Here is an 18933-nt window from a genome sequence, read left to right on the forward strand (position 1 = left end):
AGGCCGCTATATGCGGCCTTTCGCTTTTTTGATATCGAGACGCGCCCGCTCATCGATCGGCCCGCACGCCCTCCACCTGCACCCGCAGCCTTACCGCGTCGCCCACCAGCGGCAGCCCGAAGTGCATGCCGAAGTCGCTGCGTTTGATTTCGGCTTCGAAGTCGCCGCCGCAGATTTGGCGCCGGGTGATCGCGTCGTCGTGGCAGGCAAAACGCGTCGCGGTCAGGGTCAGGGGCTGGCTGGTGCCGCGCAGCGTGAGTTCGCCGCGCAGTGACACCAGGCGCTCGCCGTCGAATTGAAGTTGCCGCGAAATGAACCAGGCGGTGGGGTTGGCCTCGGTATCGAGCAGGTCGGGCCTTCGGATGCGTGCGTCAAAGGGCTTGATGCCGGTGTCGACGGAGCCGGTGGCGATTTCGATGCCGACGCTGCCCTGGCCGCTTGCGCGGTCGAGTTCGACGTAGCCTTTGGCCGGGCCGAGCCGGCCGCGGATGGTCGAGGTGCCAAAGTGCAGCAGCTCGAATTGCACCCAGCTGTGCGCGGAATCGAGCGTGTAGTGCAGCGGCTCGCCGGCCGCACCGCCGGCGACGAACGCGGTCGCCAGCGTGAGCGCTGCGCCGCACCAAAAGCGTGGAGAGAGCCACATGGGGCCGATCCTAAGCAGCGCCCGGCAGCCGCGAGTCCCCCATTCGCGCGCTTACATTTGTGCGCAATTTCCATCAAACTGTTTCCAATGGAGTCTCGCTTTTCCTCGACCCTTCAGTTGGACGCCTCCGACGAGACCTCGTCGCGCCTGTTGGCCGTTCAGGTGGAGTTGCTCCATGAGCGGGGCCGCGCTAGCGCCTGGATGAGCCTGTCGGCCACCTTGCTGGTGTTCGCGCTGCTGTGGTCGCGCATGCCCAACGCGCTGCTGTTCGGCTGGTTGGGTCTGCGGCTGCTGCTGGTGGCGTTGCGGCTGTGGATGCTTGCGCGCTTCGAGCCCGAGGCAGCGTCGTCACTGGCCCACTGGCGTGCCGCCTACACCAGCCTGCTGGTGCTCGACGGCCTGTCCTGGGGCCTGGGCATTGCGGTGATGGCGCCTCTCGATGACCCGGTGATCACCATGCTGCTGCTGGCCGCGTTGGTCGCGGTGGTGGCAGTGGCCGGCACGATGATGGCGCCTCACCTGCCGCTGGCCACGGCCTACGGCATGGCGGTGCTGCTGCCCCCGGCCGCAGCGCAGTTATGGCGTGGCGGCGTTGTGGGCACTTACGCCGGGGCGGTTCTGCTGGTGTTTTTGCTGCTGCACTTGGCCACGACGCGCATCGCCGCACGCCAGGTGAGCGAACTGCTGCGCCTGCGCCTGCTACTGGAAGACGAGGCGCAAGCCCATGCACGGGCGCTCACGCTCGCCGAGCGTCACAGCGCGGTGAAGAGCCAGTTCCTCGCCACCATGAGCCACGAAATGCGCACGCCGCTGCACGGCATGCTCGGGTTGGCGCGGCACTTGCGCGAGCAGGCGCTGGCGGGCGCCAGCGCGCAGCGCACGGCGTCGACGGTCGGCCTGATCGAGCGCTCGGGCGCGCAACTGCTCGGGCTCATCAACGACGTACTCGACTTCGCCAAGATCGAAGCTGGCCGCATGCGCCTGGCCGACGAGCCTTTCGACCTGGAAGAGTTGATCGAGGACGTGGCGGCACTCGGCGGTGGCGGTGCGCGCGACAAGGGGCTGGCCCTCGAGGTGGAAACCGACGGCCTGGGCGTGACCGGCACCTGGATGCGCGGCGACGCCGCGCGCGTGCGGCAGGTGCTGCAAAACCTGCTCGGCAACGCCATCAAGTTCACCGAATCGGGCCGTGTGCGCATCAAGGCGGTGCGCCACGCCGCTACCGGCCGGGTGCGCATCGACGTCGAGGACAGTGGCGTGGGCATCGCCGCTGCGCGGCTCGAGCACATCTTTGAAGCTTTTTACCAGGTCGAAGGCGAGTTCGACCGGCGCCACGGCGGCACCGGCCTGGGATTGACGATCGCGCGCGAGCTGGCGCGCGCGATGGGCGGTGACTTGCGGGCCAGGAGCCGCATCGGCGTCGGTTCGGTGTTCAGCTTCGAGGCGCCGCTGCCCCCGGCGCTGCCGGACACGCAGCCGCAAGAAGTGCCGGTGCCGCCCGCGCCGCGTCGCCTGGTCGGGCGGGTGCTGGTGGCCGAGGACAACCCGGTCAATGCGCTGGTGGTCGAGGCGATGCTGCGCCAGTTCGGCCTCGAAGTGGAGTTGGTTGAAAACGGCGCCCAGGCGGTCGATCGCTGGCAGCACGGCCGTCCCGACCTGCTGCTGATGGACTGCCAGATGCCGGAGCTGGACGGCTTTGCCGCCACCGGCGCGATCCGCGCGCGCGAAGAGGAGCTGGGCCTGCCGCGCGTGCCGATCGTGGCGCTCACTGCCAATGCCTTCGAGAGCGACCGCGAGCGCTGCCTCGAAGCGGGCATGGACGAGTACCTCGCCAAGCCCTTTCGGGAGGAGGAGCTGCGCTCGCTGCTGGCGTGCTACCTGCTGCCGATCGACGCGGACGGCATCCGCAAGGGCGTGCGTCCCGACATCATTGTTTGACGGCCTCCACCTGCACCACCAGGCGCACGGTGTCGGGAATGTTGGGCAGGCCTTGCGTCATGCCGTACTGGCTGCGCTGGATGGTGACGGAGAAGTCGCCGCCGCAGACCTCGCGCTTGACCAGCGGGTTGAGGTAGCAGTTGAAGTTGCTCGCCTCGAGCACGACCGGGTTGCTCTTGCCCATGAAGGTGAGCGTGCCCGCCACTTCGGAGACCTTGTCGCCGGTGAAACCGAACTTGTCGCCGGTGAAGGTGGCGCTCGGGAATTCGGTGGCCTTGAACCAGCGCTCGCCGACGAGTTGGCCGTTGAAGGCCTCGACCCCGGTGCTGATGGAGGCGATGTCGATCGTCAGCTCCACCTTGCCGGTCTTGGCGGCGCGGTCGAACTGCACCGTGCCTTCCTTCTTGTCGAAGCGCCCGCGCACGGTGGAGGTGCCGTAATGCACCACTTCAAAGGTGACGAAGGTGTGGCTGGGGTCGATCTGGTAGGTGGTGGGTTCGGCCTGGGCGGCGGTCGCGGCGGCCAGCGCGAGCGCGGCAAAGGTCAGCTTGTGCGTCATTGAACGATTCCTGGAGGGTGGAGGGAAAAAAGAAACGGGGCTGGCGCGGGGTTCACAGCGGGCCGAGGCCGGTGAGCGCGAGCTTGAATTTGACTTGCACGTCGTTGGCGACCAGCGAGGTGTCGTTCCATTCGCCTCCGCCGATGTTGAAGTCGAGCCGCTTGATCGCGAAGGCGCCGGTCGCGGTGCTGGTCGCGCCCGATTGAGTGAGCGTCACCGGCACGACCACGGCACGCACCATGCCTTTGATGTCGAGCTTGCCGGCGACTTCGAACTTGCCGCCACCCAGCGCCTTGATGCTGCTCGACTGAAACGTGGCCTGCGGAAATTTGACCGTGCCAAACCATTCGGGGCGCGGCAGTTCGGCGTCGGTCTCGGGCACACCGAGCGTGGCGCTGGCGGTGTCCACGGTGAAGGCGATGGAGCCGGCCTCGGGTTTCCTGGGGTCGAACGCCACCTTGGCGTCGAACTTCTTGAACGTGCCTTCGACCGGCACGCCCATCTGCTTGCTCACGAATGCGATCTCGCTTTGCGGTGCAATGAGCTTGGCAGCAGTGGTCTGCGCGAGCGTCGGTTGCGCCAGGCCGAGCATTGCGCCGGCCAGCAAGGCCAGCGACAGGGTTGAGGCGGTTCTCATCGGGCGAGGGTTCCTCGGGGGGCACGGCCGAAGCGCATGCGGGTGAGCAGTCCGTCGTGGTCGACGAACTGGTGCTTGAGTGCCGCCGCCACATGCAGCAGCACCAGAGCTAATAACGTGTAGGCCAGGATCGCGTGGACCGGCTTGAACACCTTGGCGAATTCCTTGTCGACCGCCACGAAGTCGGGCAGCGGCAACACCCCGAACCATACGACCGGAAAGCCCGCCATCGAGCTGTAGGACCAGCCGGCCAGCGGCACGGCGAAGAACAGTACGTACATCAGCCGGTGCGACGCGTGGTAGGTGCGCAGTTGCCAGCCCGGCATCGACGCCTGCACGGCCGAAGACAGGGCCGGCGGGCGGTGCGTGAGCCGCCACGACAGACGCAGCGCCGACAGCGCCAGGATCGTGATGCCGGCCCACTTGTGATAGTTGTAGAGCCGCAGGCGCGAGGGAGAAAACGGCAGTCCGGTCATGTACCAGCCAAACCCCAGGCTGCCCAGGATGGCAAACGCCAGCAGCCAATGCAGCGTGATCGCGAGGCCGGTGTAGCGGGCGCCAGGGGCGGGAACTCTCATGCGGTGTGGGGCTTCACAGGGACGGCGCGATGCCGGTTGCCGAACGGGGACTGTAGGGATTGTTCGCGACCCGTGGATTCACGGGAGTTGTCGCAGCTTTCGAGGCAGCGCCGGTGTTCGCTTTGCAGGGGGCTTGTGATGGACGGCGCGGCTGCAACGGCGCAGACCCGCCCGACCCTGCGCCGAGCGCGTTGTCAAAGTGGCGCTCAGCCGCGGCCGAGGCGAGCTGCGTTTTGCTCTGCGACCTCGCGGAACGCGACGCTGCAGGGGCGGTGATCGGCGACACCTCGCCAGAACGTTCGCGCTAGCCGCAGCGCCTCGGGCCAGACCGCGGCGTCAGGCAGCGTCGGGGTGGCGGGTTCGATCGGCGTTGGGCCGAAGTCGCTGCGCTGCAGGTCGGGCCGGTAGCACATCGGCAGCATGTCGTAGCAGGGCGCCAGAGAGAAGCGCCCGCTGGCCGGCTCGTCGGTCCAGAGGCTGAAGTTGCCGAAGTGCATGTCGCTGTTGCCGATCAACCGGCCGAAGGCGCGCCACAGGCGCACGCGTTGCGCGTCCCCGGCGCTCACGCGGCGCTGCATGGCCAGCACGTCGGCGCTGGCGGCCCAATGCTGCATGGGGCCGCCGACAAAGGCCTCGTGGATGCCGTCGAGCGCTACCGCATGGCGCAATTCAGGCGGCGGCGCGGGCCGCATCGCGCCACTGCCCCATCAGCCCGTGCCACTTCTTGCGCGCCGCCTCCAGGTGGCGCGCCTTCACGTGGCCGTAGCCGCGAATCTCTTCCGGGATGCGCGCGATCTCCGCTGCCTGCGACAAGCTGGCAGCGGTGAGCGAGGCCAGCAGCTCCTCGATCGAGGCGCGGTACTCGTCGACCAGCGCGCGCTCGGTCTTGCGCTCGGTCGAGCGGCCGAAGGGATCGAAGGGCGTGCCACGCAGGCCTTTCATGCGGGCGAGCAGCGCGAACGCGTGGCGCATCCAGGGGCCGAAGGGGCGCTTCTGCAGTTCGCCATGGTCATTGCGTTTGGCCATGAGCGGCGGCGCGAGATGGTGGACCAGCTTGTAGTCGCCCTCGAACATGCCGGCGATGCGCTCGGTGAAGGCGCGGTCGGTGTGCAGCCGGGCGACCTCGTACTCGTCCTTGTAGGCCATGAGCTTGAAGAGGTAGCGCGCCACGGCCTCGGTGAGCCGGGTCGAGCCGAGCGGCGCTTCGGCCGCCTTGACCTTGTCGACGAAGGCCTGGTAGCGCTGGGCATAGGCGGCGTTCTGGTAGCCGACCAGGAACTCGACGCGCCGGGCCACCGTGTCGGCCAGCGAGGGGCGCTTGACGAACTGGATCACCTGCGCGGCCCTGAACAGCGCCTGCACGGCGGCCAGGTCGTGGGCGCAGCGACGGCCCCACTCGAAGGCGGCCTTGTTGTTGTCGGGCTGAACGCCATTGAGTTCGATGGCACGCATCAGCGACGCGTGCGTGAGCGGCACGCGGCCCTGCTGCCACGCAAAGCCGAGCATCAGCGGGTTGGTGTAGATCGAGTCGCCGAGCAATTGCACCGCCACTTGCTCGGCGTCGAAGGAGCCCACCCGCTCGCGACCCACGGCGGCCTGGATCGCGCTTTCGCATTGGGCCGCGGGAAACTGCCAGTCGGGGTCGTGGACGAAGGCGGCCGTCGGCGTGCCGTGCGTGTTCAGCGCCACGTAGGTACGGCCGGGCTGCATCACCGCCAAGGTGGTCTTGCTGGCGGCCACGATCGGGTCGCAGGCGATCACCAGGTCGGCCTGGGCGGTGTCGACCTTGGTGGTGTGGATGGCGCCCTGGCGGTTGGCGATCTGGATGTGGCTCCAGGTCGCGCCGCCTTTTTGCGCCAGGCCGCCGGCGTCTTGCGTGACCACGCCCTTGCCCTCGAGGTGCGCGGCCATGCCCAGCAATTGGCCGATGGTGATGACGCCGGTGCCGCCCACGCCGCCGACCACGATGCCCCAGGCCGTCTCGGTGGCTGGCAGCACCGGCTGGGGCAGTGGCACAAGCGTCGCGAGCGCCGCGAGATCGTCCTTCTTTTCCTGCTTGGGCTTGCGGAGCTGCCCGCCTTCGACCGTGACGAAGCTCGGGCAGAAGCCCTTCACGCAGGAGTAGTCCTTGTTGCAGGTGTTCTGGTTGATGCGGCGTTTGCGGCCGAATTCCGTCTCCACCGGCTCGACCGACAGGCAGTTCGATTGCACCGAGCAGTCGCCGCAGCCTTCGCACACCAGCTCGTTGATGACGACGCGCTTGTCGGGGTCCGCCAGCAGGCCGCGCTTGCGGCGGCGGCGCTTCTCGGTGGCGCAGGTCTGGTCGTAGATGATCGCGGTCGTGCCCTTGACGAGACGCAGCTCGCGCTGGATGCGGTCGAGTTCGTCGCGGTGATGCACGGTGACGCCGGGCGCGAGCGCCGCGCCGTCGTACTTGTCCGGCTCGTCGGTCACGATCACCAGCCGCACCGCGCCTTCGGAGAGCACGCTGTTCATGATCTGCAGCACCGAGTGACCCTCGGCTCGCTCGCCAATCGGCTGGCCGCCGGTCATGGCGACCGCGTCGTTGTAGAGAATCTTGTAGGTGATGTTCACGCCCGCGGCGATGGCCTGGCGGATCGCCAGCAGGCCGCTGTGGAAGTAGGTGCCGTCGCCAAGGTTGGCAAACACATGCGGCTCGGTCGTGAACGGCTGCTGGCCCACCCAAGACACGCCCTCGCCGCCCATCTGCGTGAAGGTGGAGGTGCTGCGGTCCATCCACACCGTCATGTAGTGACAGCCGATGCCCGCGACGGCGCGTGAGCCTTCTGGCACGCGCGTGCTGGTGTTGTGCGGGCAGCCGCTGCAGAACCACGGTGCGCGCTCGCCGGTGTCGGCCTTCTGCTCGCTCATCGCCTTTTCGCGCGCGTCGATGGTGGCGATGCGCGCCTGCATGCGCGCGCCGATGTCGCTGCCCGCCGGCACCACGCCCAATTTCACGAGCCGCTTGGCGATGGCCTTGGCGATGATGGCCGGCGTGAGGTCGGCCTTGGCGCGCAGCAGCCAGTTCTCGCTCGGGTTGGGCCGGCTCCACTCGCCGCCGTGGCCACCGAAGGGCCCGTCCCGGTCCAGGTCGCCCTCGGGCTCGTCGAACTTGCCCAGCACATTGGGTCGCACGTCGGCGCGCCAGTTGTAGAGCTCTTCCTTGATCTGGTATTCAATGACCTGGCGCTTTTCTTCGACCACCAGGATCTCTTGCAGCCCGCGTGCGAACTCGCGCGTGGTGGCGGCCTCGAGCGGCCACACCACGCCCACCTTGTGCAGCCGGATGCCCAGGGCGCGGCAGGTGTCGTCGGTGAGGCCCAGGTCGGCCAGCGCCTGGCGCGTGTCGTTGTAGGCCTTGCCGCTGGCGATGATGCCGAAGCGATCGCGCGGCCCTTCGATCACGTTGAAGTTGAGCCGGTTGGCACGCACATAGGCCAGCGCCGCATACCACTTGTAGTCCATCAGCCGCGCTTCCTGCTCGAGCGGCGGGTCGGGCCAGCGGATGTGCAGGCCGCCCGGGGGCATCAAGAAGTCCTCGGGCAGCACGATCTTCACGCGGTCCGGGTCGACCGACACCGAGGCCGAGGACTCCACCACCTCCTGCACCGTCTTCATGGCCGCCCACACGCCCGAGAAGCGGCTCATGGCGATGGCATGCAGGCCCATGTCGAGGATGTCTTGCACGCTCGACGGAAAGAACACCGGCAGGCCGCAGGCCTTGAAGATGTGGTCACTTTGATGCGCCACGGTCGAGCTCTTGCTCATGTGGTCGTCGCCGGCGATCGCGAGCACGCCGCCATGGCGTGCCGTGCCCGCCATGGTGGCGTGCTTGAAGACGTCAGAGCAGCGGTCCACGCCCGGGCCCTTGCCGTACCAGAGGCCAAACACGCCGTCGAATTTCTTGCTTTCGGGGTAGAGGTCGAGCTGCTGCGTGCCCCACACCGCCGTCGCGGCGAGTTCTTCGTTGACGCCCGGCTGGAACACGATCTGGTTGGCCGCGAGGTGTTTCTTGGCGGCCCACAGCGCCTGGTCGTAGCCGCCCAGCGGCGAGCCGCGGTAGCCGCTGATGAAGCCGGCGGTGTTGAGCCCCGCCAGCGCGTCGCGTTGGCGCTGCAGCATCGGCAGTCGCACCAGCGCCTGCACGCCGCTCATGAAGGCGCGGCCGCACGCGAGTGCGTACTTGTCGTCCAGCGTGACCGTCTCGAGGGCGCGGCGGATCGACTCGGGGAGGGGGGCGTTCATGCGGTTCAGCTCGTGCTCGATGGCGGAGTGCGCCGGTCAGCCGCGCTCGTGACGCGGCCACCCGGCAGGGGGGTGGGAAGTAATCACCAGTGTAGGCAAAGCCCATCGTCGCTGCCGTCTGGCTCCGCAGCCGGGCAAGGCCGGGCTGGGGCCAGCCCACGCTCCGCAAAGCCTCTGCCTTCTTGCTCCTTCCCCCCGCTGGGGGAAGGCTGGGATGGGGGCCAGCCGGTGCCGGCCAACGCGCCGCCGCGCTACAAAAACCGCTCGAGCAGCCGCTTGGAGTGACGGTCCATCGCGAGCAGGTCGCGCACCAAAAACTGGATGCCCTGGCTGTCGGCAATGAGCAGCGCGCCGCCCGCCAGGCGGCGGATGTCCTCTTCGCCCTTGAGCACCAGGCGCGTCTCGCCGCGGTCGGTGTCGACCTCCCAGGTGCTCGGGGTCGAGTAGGTCGACACGCTCCTCAGCCGCAGGATCACCGGGGTGAATTCACGGCTCGCGAGTTCGTCGTCGATGAGGGCGCGCAAAGAATCGGGCAGCGTCGAGAGGCGGGCGATCCACGCCAGTTCGCTGCCGTCGTGGCCGACCAGCGAGAGCCCTTCGTCGGGCGCGGCGAGCGGAAAGGCGCGCACCGGCACCACGCCCTCGTGACGCAGGCCGGCGGCGTCGGTGAAGACGAGGCGGCCGAAGGCGTCGCGTTCGAGCTGAAGGTCGGGCGGGGCGCTCATCGCGTGGACAGGCTGAACCTGCCTTGCGTGCGTGCGTGTGCGGCACGTGCGGTGTGCATGGCGCGCATGAGCCGGCTCATGGCGTGCCGGCCGGATGCGCGGCATGGGCGGGCAGGTGGCTGGCGACGATGACGCTGCGTGCTTCGTCGGCGGCATCGTCACCTTCATCGGTGTCGGCGCGCCGCGCCTGCGCGTCGTAGAGGCGAAAGTACGCTCCTTGCCGTGCCATCAGCTCGTCGTGCGGCCCGACCTCGACCACGCGGCCGCGGTCCATCACCACCAGCCGATCGGCCTTGCGCAAGGTGGAGAGGCGGTGCGCGATGGCGATGGTGGTGCGGCCCTGCACCAGGTTGTCGAGCGCCTTCTGAATCTCTTTTTCGGTCTCGGTGTCGACCGAGGAAGTGGCCTCGTCCAAGATCAGGATCTTGGGGTCGATGAGCAGTGCGCGCGCGATGGAAATGCGCTGGCGCTCGCCGCCCGACAGGCCCTGGCCGCGCTCGCCGACCAGCGAGTCGTAGCCCTGCGGCAGGCGCAGGATGAACTCGTGCGCATGCGCGGCGCGCGCGGCGGCCACGATCTCCTCGCGCGACGCGGCGGGCTTGCCGTAGGCCACGTTCTCGGCGATGGTGCCGAAGAAGAGAAACGGCTCCTGCAACACCAAACCTATGTGGCGCCGGTAGTCGGCCACGCCGTAGCGGCGGATGTCGGTGCCGTCCACGAAGATGGCACCGTCGCTCACGTCGTAGAAGCGGCAGATCAGGTTCACCAGCGTGCTCTTGCCCGAGCCGCTGTGACCCACCAGACCGATCATTTCGCCGGGGCGGATGTCGAGGTCGAGCGCGCGGATCACGCTGCGCGGGCCGTAGCGAAAGCCGATGCCGCGCATTTCGATGTGCCCGGCCAGCACACCCATCGCCACCGGCTCGGCGGGCTCGGGCACGTTGGACACGTGATCGAGGATGTCGAAGATGCGCTTGGCGCCGGCCGCCGCCTTCTGCGTCACCGAGACGATGCGGCTCATCGAATCGAGCCGCGTGTAGAAGCGCCCGATGTAGGCGATGAAGGCGGTCAGCACGCCCACCGTGATCTGGCTCTGGCTCACCAGCCAGATGCCAAAGGCCCACACCACCAGCAGGCCGATGTCGGTGAGCAGCGAGACGGTGGGCGAGAACAGCGACCACGTCTTGTTGAGCCGGTCGTTGACCGCCAGGTTGTGCTTGTTGGCTTCACGAAAGCGCTCGGCCTCGCGCCGCTCCTGCGCAAACGCCTTGACCACGCGGATGCCCGGGATGGTGTCGGCCAGCACGTTGGTCACGTCGCCCCACACGCGGTCGATCTTCTCGAAGCCGGTGCGCAGCCGGTCGCGCACCAAATGGATCATCCAGGCGATGAAGGGCAGCGGCAGCAGGGTCACGACCGCGAGCCAGGGGTTGATGGTGATCAGGATCGCGGCGGTCATGCCGATCATCAGCACGTCGGTGGCGAAGTCGAGCGCGTGCAGCGACAGGAACACCGAGATGCGGTCGGTCTCGGAGCCGATGCGCGCCATCAAATCGCCGGTGCGCTTGCCACCAAAGTAGTCGAGCGAGAGCTCGAGCAAATGCTCGAACGCCGCGGTGCGCAGGTCCGCGGCGATGCGCTCGGAGACGAGTGCGAGCAGCCAGGTGCGCGCCCAGCCCAGGCCCCAGGCGGCGAGCGCTGCGCCCAGCAGCCCGACCAGCAAGGTGAGCACGTAGGCCGGGTCGATGCGCTGGCCGTTCTGGAACGGGATCAACACCTTGTCCATCAGCGGAATGGTGAGGTAGGGCGGCACCAGGGTCGCGGCGGTGGCGGCGAGCGTGAGCCCGAAGCCGGTGGCGAGCTGCTTGCGGTAGGGCCGTGCAAAACGCCACAGGCGCAGCAGCACCCAGGTCGAGGGCGGGGTGGGCGACTCGCGGCCGAAGTCGGTGATTTCTTCGCCGTCGTCGGCCTCGTCGAGCGCGCCCGCCAGCGGCGCGGCGCGGCGGCGGGACTGGCGCTCGAACTGCGTGACCAGGCGCAGCGCCGCAGCGTTCGCGCCGAGGGTGAAGCGCCATTGCGCCAGGCGTGCCGCGCCGTCGTGCAGCTCCAAGGTGCCCACGCCGGCATGGTCGGCATGACGCAGCGCGAGGCCCGCGGCCAGCGGCCATTCGCGCCAGCCGGTCGCCGACTCCGCGTGCGCGAGCAGCCGCCGGTCGGTCAGTGCGACCAGGCCGTGGCCAAAGCGCAGGCTCGCGTCCAGGTCAACCGCGAGCGTCGCCAGCACGTTCTCGTCGGCTGCCAGATGCGATTGAAGGTCGGCCGCTTCGGGCCGATCAGACGCAACGGAGGCGGTGAGCGAATGTTGATGCATGTCGATACGGTGGGCCGGGGTCTTGCGATCGTGACCCCGCCCCGGGTCGCGGATTCTCGCCGAAGCGGACCGCGCGAGAAGGCGGCGACCGCGGCACTTTCGGCAGCGGTTTGCCGGGTGGTGCAGGCGCTGGGCCGGGGGCACAATCCCGAGGCAGCGCCGACCTTCGCAGGCGCGCCGAGCCGGCCGCCGATGAAGACGAAAAGGGACGATCTGCAGCTGCTGCGCATCAACTACCTGCGCGGCCCCAATGTCTGGACCTACCGCCCCGTGCTGGAGGTCTGGCTCGACCTCGGCGAACTCGAAGACTCGCCCTCGCACGAGTTGCCCGGCTTCAACGAGCGCCTCGTCGCGATGCTGCCGGCGCTCGCCGAGCACCACTGCGGCGTGGGCGAACGCGGCGGTTTCCTGCAGCGGCTTGTGGCCGGCACCTGGGCCGGCCACGTGCTCGAGCATGTGGTGATCGAGCTGCTCAACCTGGCGGGCATGCCCACCGGCTTCGGGCAGACACGCAGCATGGCCAAGCGCGGCGTCTACCGCATGGTGTTCCGGGCGCGCGACGAGCAGGTGGCGCGCGCCGCGCTCGCGCAGGGCCACCGCCTGCTGATGGCCGCCATCAACGACGAGTCTTTCGACGTACCCGCCGGGGTGGCCGCGGTGCGCGAGAAGCTCGACGATTGCTACCTCGGCCCGAGCACCGCGGCCATCGTCGCGGCGGCCACCGACCGGCGCATACCGCACCTGCGTCTGAACGATGGCAACCTCGTGCAGCTCGGCCACGGCGCGCGCCAGCGCCGCATCTGGACCGCCGAGACCGACCGCACCAGCGCCATCGCCGAGGGCATCGCCGGTGACAAGGATCTCACCAAGAGCCTGCTTCAGGCCGTGGGTGTGCCGGTGCCAGAAGGCCGTGTCGCCAAGAGCCCGGCCGAGGCCTGGGAGGCGGCCGAAGACATCGGGCTGCCGGTGGTGGTGAAGCCCTCCGACGGCAACCACGGCCGCGGCGTCACGCTCGACCTCGGCACCCGCGAGGAAGTCGAAGCCGCCTGGGCGGTGGCCGACCGCCACGGCAGCGAAGTGCTGGTGGAGCGCTACGTGCGTGGCGACGAACACCGGCTGTTGGTGGTGGGCGGCAAGGTGGTCGCGGCGGCGCGCGGGCAGGCCGCCTGGGTCACCGGCGACGGCGTCGCCAACGTGGCCGAGCTGGTCGATGCGCAGATCAATTCCGACCCGCGCCGCGGCCTCACCGAAGACCATCCGCTCAACCGCCTGAATGCGCGCGAAGACGGCGTGATCCTGCTTGACCTGCAGCGCCAGGGCCTCACGCCCGACAGCGTGCCGGCAGCCGGCAAGCGCGTGCTGGTGCAGCGCAACGGCAACGTCGCCATCGACTGCACCGACCAGGTCCACCCCGACGTGGCGCACCTCGTGTCGCTGGCCGCGCGCGTGGTCGGCCTGGACGTGGCGGGGGTCGACGTGGTGGCTGAAGACATCGGCAAGCCGCTGGCTGCGCAGGGCGGCGCGATCGTCGAAGTGAATGCCGGGCCGGGGTTGCTCTCGCACCTCAAGCCCGCCGAAGGCAGCCCGCGGCCGGTGGGCCGCGCCATCGTCGACCACCTGTTCCCGCCGACCGAGCACGAGGCCAGTGGCCGCATCCCGATCGTCGGCGTGGCCGGCTCGCGCGGCACCGCGACGATTGCGCGCTTGGTCGCGTGGCTGGTCCACTTAAGCGGCCGCAGGGTCGGCCTGGCGTGTCGCGACGGGCTCTTCCTCGACCGCCGCCGCGTCGAGCGCAGCGACTGCGCGCGCTGGGAGCCGGGCCGGCGTCTGCTCATCAACCGCAACGTCGAAGCGGCGGTGTTCGAGAACGGCGCCGAGACGATCCTGCGCGAGGGCCTGGCCTACGACCGTTGCCAGGTCGGTGTGGTGACCGATCTCGACGGCGCCGAGGCCTTGGCCGAGTTCGACATCGAGGGCGCCGACCAGATGGTCAAGGTGCTGCGCACCCAGGTCGACGTGGTGCTCGCCGAGGGCGTGGCGGTGCTCAACGGCGCCGACGCGCGCGTGGCGGGCCTGGCCGAACTGTGCGACGGCGAAGTCATCCTCTACGCCTGCGACGCGAACGCCGCTGCGATGAGGCAGCACCGCGAAGGCGGCGGCCGCGCCGTCTACGTGCGCGACGGCCGCATCGTGCTGGCGCGCGGCGCGGCCGAGACGCTGCTGTCCGACGGCGAACGGCTGTCGCAGGCCGGCAGCACGGCGGCGGCAACGCAGGTGCTGCTCGCCGCGGTCGCCACCGCCTGGGCGCTGGGCATCTCGCCCGACCTCATCGCCGCCGGCATCGAGACCTTCGAGTTCCGGTTGCCCGACGTCGCGCCGTCGCAGGCAGGCTTGTTTTGACATGGACGTCTCCCGCATCCGCGCCCTTCGCGGCCCCAACCTGTGGAGCCGACACACCGCCATCGAGGCGATCGTGGGCTGCACGTCGGCCTGCTTCATTGCCGACCTGCCGGGCTTCGAAGCGCGCGTGCGCTCGCTGTTCCCGGCCATCGGCGAGCTGTGGCCGGGCGGCGGCGGCGCGTCGATCTCGCTGGCGCATGTGCTGGAGGTGGCCGCGCTCGCGCTGCAGGCGGCGGCCGGCTGCCCGGTGACCTTCAGCCGCACCTCGCGGACGGCGGAGCCGGGCATCTTCCAGGTGGTGGTGCAGTACAGCGAAGAGGCGGTCGGGCGCCTCGCGTTCGAGCTGGCGCAGGCGCTGGTGAATGCAGCGCTCGAGGGCAGCGCCTTCGACGTGGACGCCGCCATCGCCCGCCTGCGCGAAACCGACGAAGACCTGCGCCTGGGCCCGAGCACCGGTGCCATCGTCGACGCCGCGCTGGCGCGCAACATTCCCTACCGCCGCCTCACCCAGGGCAGCCTGGTGCAGTTCGGCTGGGGAGTGAAGCAGCGGCGCATCTGGGCCGCCGAGATCGACGCGACCAGCGCGGTCGCCGAGACCATCGGCCAGGACAAGGACCTCACCAAGACCCTGCTGCAGGCGGCGGGCGTGCCGGTGCCGATCGGGCGGCCGGTCGAGTCGCCCGACGAGGCCTGGGCGGTGGCCGAGGCGATCGGTCTGCCGGTGGTCCTGAAGCCGCAGGACGGCAACCAGGGCAAGGGCGTCACCGTCAACGTCGACAGCCGCGCACAACTCGAGCTGGCCTACCAGGCGGCGGCCGAGATCGGCACGGTGATGGTCGAGAAATTCTTGCCCGGCAGCGACTTCCGCCTGCTGGTGGTGGGCGACCGGCTCATCGCCGCGGCGCGGCGCGACCCGCCGCACGTCATCGGCGATGGCCTGCACAGCGTGCGCGAGCTGGTCGACAAGGTCAACGCCGACCCGCGGCGGGGCGAGGGCCACGCCACTTCGCTCACCAAGATCCGCTTCGACGACATCGCCATGGCGCGGCTCGATGCCCAAGGCCTCGCACCCGCGTCGGTGCCCGACAAGGGCCGGCGCGTGATCCTGCGCAACAACGCCAACCTCAGCACCGGCGGCACCGCCACCGACGTGACCGACGAGGTCCACCCCGAAGTGGCGGCGCGCGCGGTGGCCGCGGCGCAGATGGTCGGCCTGCATGTGTGCGGCGTCGACGTGGTGTGCGAGAGCGTGCAGCGCCCGCTCGAAGATCAAAGCGGCGGCGTGGTCGAGGTCAATGCCGCACCGGGGCTGCGCATGCACCTGTCGCCGTCCTACGGCAAGGGCCGCAACGTCGGCGAGGCGATCGTCGCCAACCTGTTTGCGCCCGGCGACGACGGCCGCATCCCCACCGTGGCGGTGACCGGCACCAACGGCAAGACCACCACCGCGCGGCTGATCGCGCACCTGCTGGCCACCAGCGGCCTGTGCGTCGGCATGACCAACACCGACGGCGTCTACGTCAATGGACGCCAGATCGACAGCGGCGACTGCAGCGGCCCGAAGAGCGCGCGCAGCGTGCTGCTGCACCCGGATGTCGATGCGGCGGTGTTCGAGACCGCGCGCGGCGGCGTGCTGCGCGAGGGCCTGGGCTTTGACCGCTGCTCGGTCGCCGTGGTCACCAACGTCGGCAGCGGCGACCACCTCGGCCTGAACTACATCACCACCGTGGAAGACCTGGCGGTGCTCAAACGCGTGATCGTGCAGAACGTGGCGGCCAACGGCTACGCGGTGCTCAACGCGGCCGACCCGTTGGTGGTCGCGATGGCCTCGGTGTGCCCCGGCCAGGTGATCTTCTTTGCCGCCGACCGCCAGCACCCGGCCATGGCCACGCACCGCGCGCAGGGCCGGCGCGTGGTCTACGTCGAGGGCGGCGCCATCGTCGCGGCGCAGGGCGCCTGGCGCGAGAAGGTCGAGCTGCGCGAGGTGCCGATCACGCGCGCTGGCGCCATCGGCTTCCAGGTCGAGAACGTGATGGCCGCCGTGGCCGCGGCGTGGGGCGCGGGCCTGAGTTGGGACGCGGTGCGCCGGGGCCTGGGCAGCTTCGTGAGCGACGTGCTCACGGTGCCCGGCCGCTTCAACCTCATGGACTACCGCGGCGCCACCGTGATCGCCGACTACGGCCACAACCCCGATGCGATGCGCGCGCTGGTACAGGCCGTCGAGGCCATGGCCGCGGGGCCGATGCAGCGCCGCTCGGTCGTCATCAGCGGTGCGGGCGATCGGCGCGACGCCGACATTCGCGAGCAGACCGCCATCCTCGGCGCCTGCTTCGACGACGTGCTGCTCTACCAGGACGCGGCGCAACGCGGCCGCGCCGACGGCGAGGTGATGGCGCTGCTGCGCGAAGGGCTGGCCGATGCCGGGCGCACGCGCCGCATCGACGAGATTCGCGGTGAGTTCGTCGCCATCGACACCGCACTCGAGCGGCTGCGCCCGGGTGACCTGTGCCTGGTGCTGGTCGACCAGATCGAGGAAGCGCTGGCGCACCTGGCGCGGCGCTGCGCCGAGGCGGCGGCCACCGCGTGAGCCTGGGCGGCGCTTGACGAGCGCACCCGCCCCGACGCTGCGCGACCTGTCGCAGCGCTTTGCACAAGCAGGCCGGGTCGAGGCGATCCTGCTGCGGCCCGCGCGTCGGGCGCCGATGTTGCGCGTCGACCGTGCCGACGCCATCGCCGAGCGCGGCCTGCAGGGTGATCGCAGCGCCGCCCGTGCGGCCGGGCGCTTGGCCGGCAAGGCGCGTCACGTCACGCTGATCCAGGCCGAGCACCTGGCCGCCATCGCCGCGCTGTGCGGCCGCGGCAGCGTTGGCGCCGAACTGCCGCGCCGCAACCTCGTCGTCTCGGGCCTCAACCTGCTGGCGGCGCGTTCGCTGTTTCGTGAGGCGCCGCTCGTGCTGCGCATCGGCGACGCGGTGCAACTCGAAATCACCGGCCCCTGCGAGCCGTGCTCGCGCATGGAAGAAGCGCTCGGCGTTGGCGGCTACAACGCCATGCGCGGCCACGGCGGCGTCACGGCACGGGTGCTGGTGGGTGGCTTGCTCCGCGTCGGCGATAGGGTGCGCTGCGAAACGACTGCGGCGCCTCTTCTCGGCTGACCTCTCCTGCTGGGAGGGCCAGCGTGAGGGCGCCTGCTCCTGAAAGCCGGCCCGACTACGCGCGCGTGCCGTTCTTCAGCAACGGCCGCAGCGCCATCATGCCGAGCAAGGGACCGAGGGCGAGCCAGGGCAGCACCTTGGCCAGCGGCCAGTGTTCGGCGAGCGTGACGAAGAGCTGAATACTGACGATCGAAATCGCGAAGCCGATGCTGTTGGCGAGGGTCAGTACGCTGCCCACCAGCGCCGGTGGCGCGTTGCCAGCGGTCAGCGCCGAGAACTGAGGCGAGTCGCCCGAAACCGTAATGCCCCACAAAAGCAGCCAGGCGCCGAACAGCGGCGTGGGCGCTTGCAGCATCACCGGCGCCGCAACGCAGCACAGGCCGCTGATCGCCAACTGCGCACCGGCCACTCGAGCACTGCCCACGCGCCGCGCCAGGACGCCCCCCACGGCACAGCCGAGCGCTCCGGCGCCCAGCACCACAAAGGCCGCCCAGGACATCGCGGCGCCGCTCAGGCGCGTGGCGAGGATCGCCGGCACCAGCACCCACATGGTGTACAGCTCCCACATATGACCAAAGTAGCCGAGCACGGACGCACGCACGCGGGGGTCGATGGCGGCCGCCCACAGCGCGCGCAACTGCAAGCCGCTGGCACGGACCGGCGCGTGCGGTGGTTCCGGCACCAGCACGTACAGGAGCAGCCCGGCGGCCGCCGACGCCAACGCCACGCCCTGGAAGACGACGGTCCACGGCGCCCCGACCGACAGCGCGCGCAGCGCGTGCGGGCTGGCACTGCCGAGCACCAGCGCGGCGATCAACAGCCCGAGCGCCGCGCCGAGGCCGCGCGGGAACCACAGCGCCGCCAGCTTCATCCCGACCGGGTAGATGCCGGCCAGGCAAAAACCGGTGAGTGCTCGCCAGAACCAGAGTGCCGCAAACGACTCGGCGAACTGCATCGCGGCCAAGGTGCTGAGTGCCGAGGCGAGCGCGCACACGAGGAACACACGGCGTGCCGACAGGCGGTCTGCGATGGCCAGCAGCGCGAACACCAAGGCACCGGCGATGAAGCCGAGTTGCACCGCCGAGGTCAGCGTGGCCACCGCCGCGGGGGGCCAGCCGAAGCTGCGCTGCAGGTCCGGCATCACCGCATTGACGGCGAACCAGGGCGACGTGCCGGCCAGCTGTGCGAGCACGATCACCGGCAGGATGCGGCGTGCAGGCGTGGGGATCGGAGGCGATAAGGTCAACGGTCAGCCGATCGAGGGATGCCTGTTTTTGCTGACACCGTCGGCAGCATTGGTTTGCATTTTGACGCCGGTCCGCCCGACGACGAGCGGGTCCGATGTGCTTTCGGAGAGGCAAGCTCGCCTTGATAAGCAAGGTCATTGCGGCGTGCGTTTCGAAGGGCGACGATGGGTCGGCATCACCCACTGGCATCGTGATGAGCGGCATTTCCTGCCGTACAAGACCTACTGAGGTTCTTCATCCCTCGACGGGAGAGCAAGTCTTGCCCTTCTCCCTCAGAGAGGGGCCCACGCGACGAGACCTTGATGCAAGAGACACGCCCTCCGCCCCCGCCGTTTACTCCCGACACCGCGCGCCAGAAGGTGCGCCTGGCCGAGGACGCCTGGAACAGCCGCGACCCCGACCGCGTGGTGGGCG

General features: G+C 69.6%; 14 protein-coding genes. 5 read left to right on the plus strand and 9 right to left on the minus strand.

Going from position 1 to position 18933, the window contains the following annotated elements; translation table 11 throughout:
• Nucleotides 1-49: 49 nt before the first annotated feature.
• On the minus strand, nt 50-643 hold the full coding sequence (locus RMO12_RS05145; protein WP_309638458.1) for a YceI family protein: 594 nt from the start codon (nt 641-643) through the stop codon (nt 50-52).
• Nucleotides 644-760: 117 nt separating this feature from the next.
• On the opposite strand from RMO12_RS05145, the gene RMO12_RS05150 reads away from it, so the two are divergent.
• Nucleotides 761-2581, plus strand: a complete 1821-nt coding sequence (locus RMO12_RS05150) for an ATP-binding protein (protein ID WP_309638459.1) — start codon at nt 761-763, stop codon at nt 2579-2581.
• Here the strand turns inward: RMO12_RS05150 and RMO12_RS05155 are convergent.
• From RMO12_RS05155 to RMO12_RS05185, 7 genes are all read right to left on the minus strand, one after another.
• Nucleotides 2571-3140 carry a YceI family protein gene (locus RMO12_RS05155; protein ID WP_309638460.1) on the minus strand — a complete coding sequence of 190 codons (570 nt, stop codon included), beginning with the start codon at nt 3138-3140 and terminating at the stop codon, nt 2571-2573. The genes RMO12_RS05150 and RMO12_RS05155 overlap by 11 nt on opposite strands.
• Before the next feature lie 52 nt (nt 3141-3192).
• Complete coding sequence (locus tag RMO12_RS05160) at nt 3193-3777, minus strand: YceI family protein (RefSeq protein ID WP_309638461.1); 585 nt, start codon at nt 3775-3777, stop codon at nt 3193-3195.
• Nucleotides 3774-4355, minus strand: coding sequence for a cytochrome b (locus RMO12_RS05165; RefSeq protein ID WP_309638462.1), 582 nt, complete (start codon nt 4353-4355; stop codon nt 3774-3776). The genes RMO12_RS05160 and RMO12_RS05165 overlap by 4 nt, the downstream gene beginning before the upstream one ends.
• A gap of 206 nt (nt 4356-4561) precedes the next feature.
• On the minus strand, nt 4562-5047 hold the full coding sequence (locus tag RMO12_RS05170; protein WP_309638463.1) for a HipA domain-containing protein: 486 nt from the start codon (nt 5045-5047) through the stop codon (nt 4562-4564).
• Nucleotides 5025-8621: an indolepyruvate ferredoxin oxidoreductase family protein gene (locus RMO12_RS05175; RefSeq protein ID WP_309638464.1), complete on the minus strand. Its 3597-nt coding sequence runs from the start codon at nt 8619-8621 to the stop codon at nt 5025-5027. The genes RMO12_RS05170 and RMO12_RS05175 overlap by 23 nt, the downstream gene beginning before the upstream one ends.
• Nucleotides 8622-8872: 251 nt before the next feature.
• Nucleotides 8873-9346 (minus strand): DUF1854 domain-containing protein, encoded by a 474-nt coding sequence (locus RMO12_RS05180; RefSeq protein WP_309638465.1) that lies wholly within the window; start codon nt 9344-9346, stop codon nt 8873-8875.
• A 76-nt stretch (nt 9347-9422) separates the two neighbouring features.
• Nucleotides 9423-11717, minus strand: a complete 2295-nt coding sequence (locus tag RMO12_RS05185; RefSeq protein ID WP_309638466.1) for an ABC transporter ATP-binding protein — start codon at nt 11715-11717, stop codon at nt 9423-9425.
• Between the two features lie 192 nt (nt 11718-11909).
• Here RMO12_RS05185 and cphA (RMO12_RS05190) point away from each other — a divergent pair, with 192 nt between their 5' ends.
• Genes cphA (RMO12_RS05190) through RMO12_RS05200 form a run of 3 tightly spaced genes read left to right on the plus strand, consistent with a single transcriptional unit; the run spans nt 11910 to nt 17272 of the window.
• Nucleotides 11910-14117, plus strand: coding sequence for a cyanophycin synthetase (gene cphA, locus RMO12_RS05190; protein ID WP_309638467.1), 2208 nt, complete (start codon nt 11910-11912; stop codon nt 14115-14117).
• 1 nt (nt 14118) lies between these two features.
• Nucleotides 14119-16704 (plus strand): cyanophycin synthetase, encoded by a 2586-nt coding sequence (gene cphA, locus RMO12_RS05195; protein WP_309638468.1) that lies wholly within the window; start codon nt 14119-14121, stop codon nt 16702-16704.
• A 13-nt stretch (nt 16705-16717) separates the two neighbouring features.
• Entirely contained in the window at nt 16718-17272 is a 555-nt protein-coding gene (locus RMO12_RS05200; RefSeq protein ID WP_309638469.1) for an MOSC domain-containing protein, read from the plus strand.
• A 55-nt stretch (nt 17273-17327) separates the two neighbouring features.
• Here RMO12_RS05200 and RMO12_RS05205 read toward each other — a convergent pair whose 3' ends face one another.
• Nucleotides 17328-18518 (minus strand): MFS transporter, encoded by a 1191-nt coding sequence (locus RMO12_RS05205; protein WP_309638470.1) that lies wholly within the window; start codon nt 18516-18518, stop codon nt 17328-17330.
• Nucleotides 18519-18821: 303 nt separating this feature from the next.
• On the opposite strand from RMO12_RS05205, the gene RMO12_RS05210 reads away from it, so the two are divergent.
• Nucleotides 18822-18933, plus strand: a 112-nt coding sequence (locus tag RMO12_RS05210; RefSeq protein WP_309638471.1) for a DUF1348 family protein, incomplete at its 3' end; no start/stop codon positions are given.

This window comes from Methylibium sp., assembly GCF_031393925.1.
In the GTDB taxonomy this organism is placed as follows: Bacteria; Pseudomonadota; Gammaproteobacteria; order Burkholderiales; family Burkholderiaceae_C; genus Methylibium.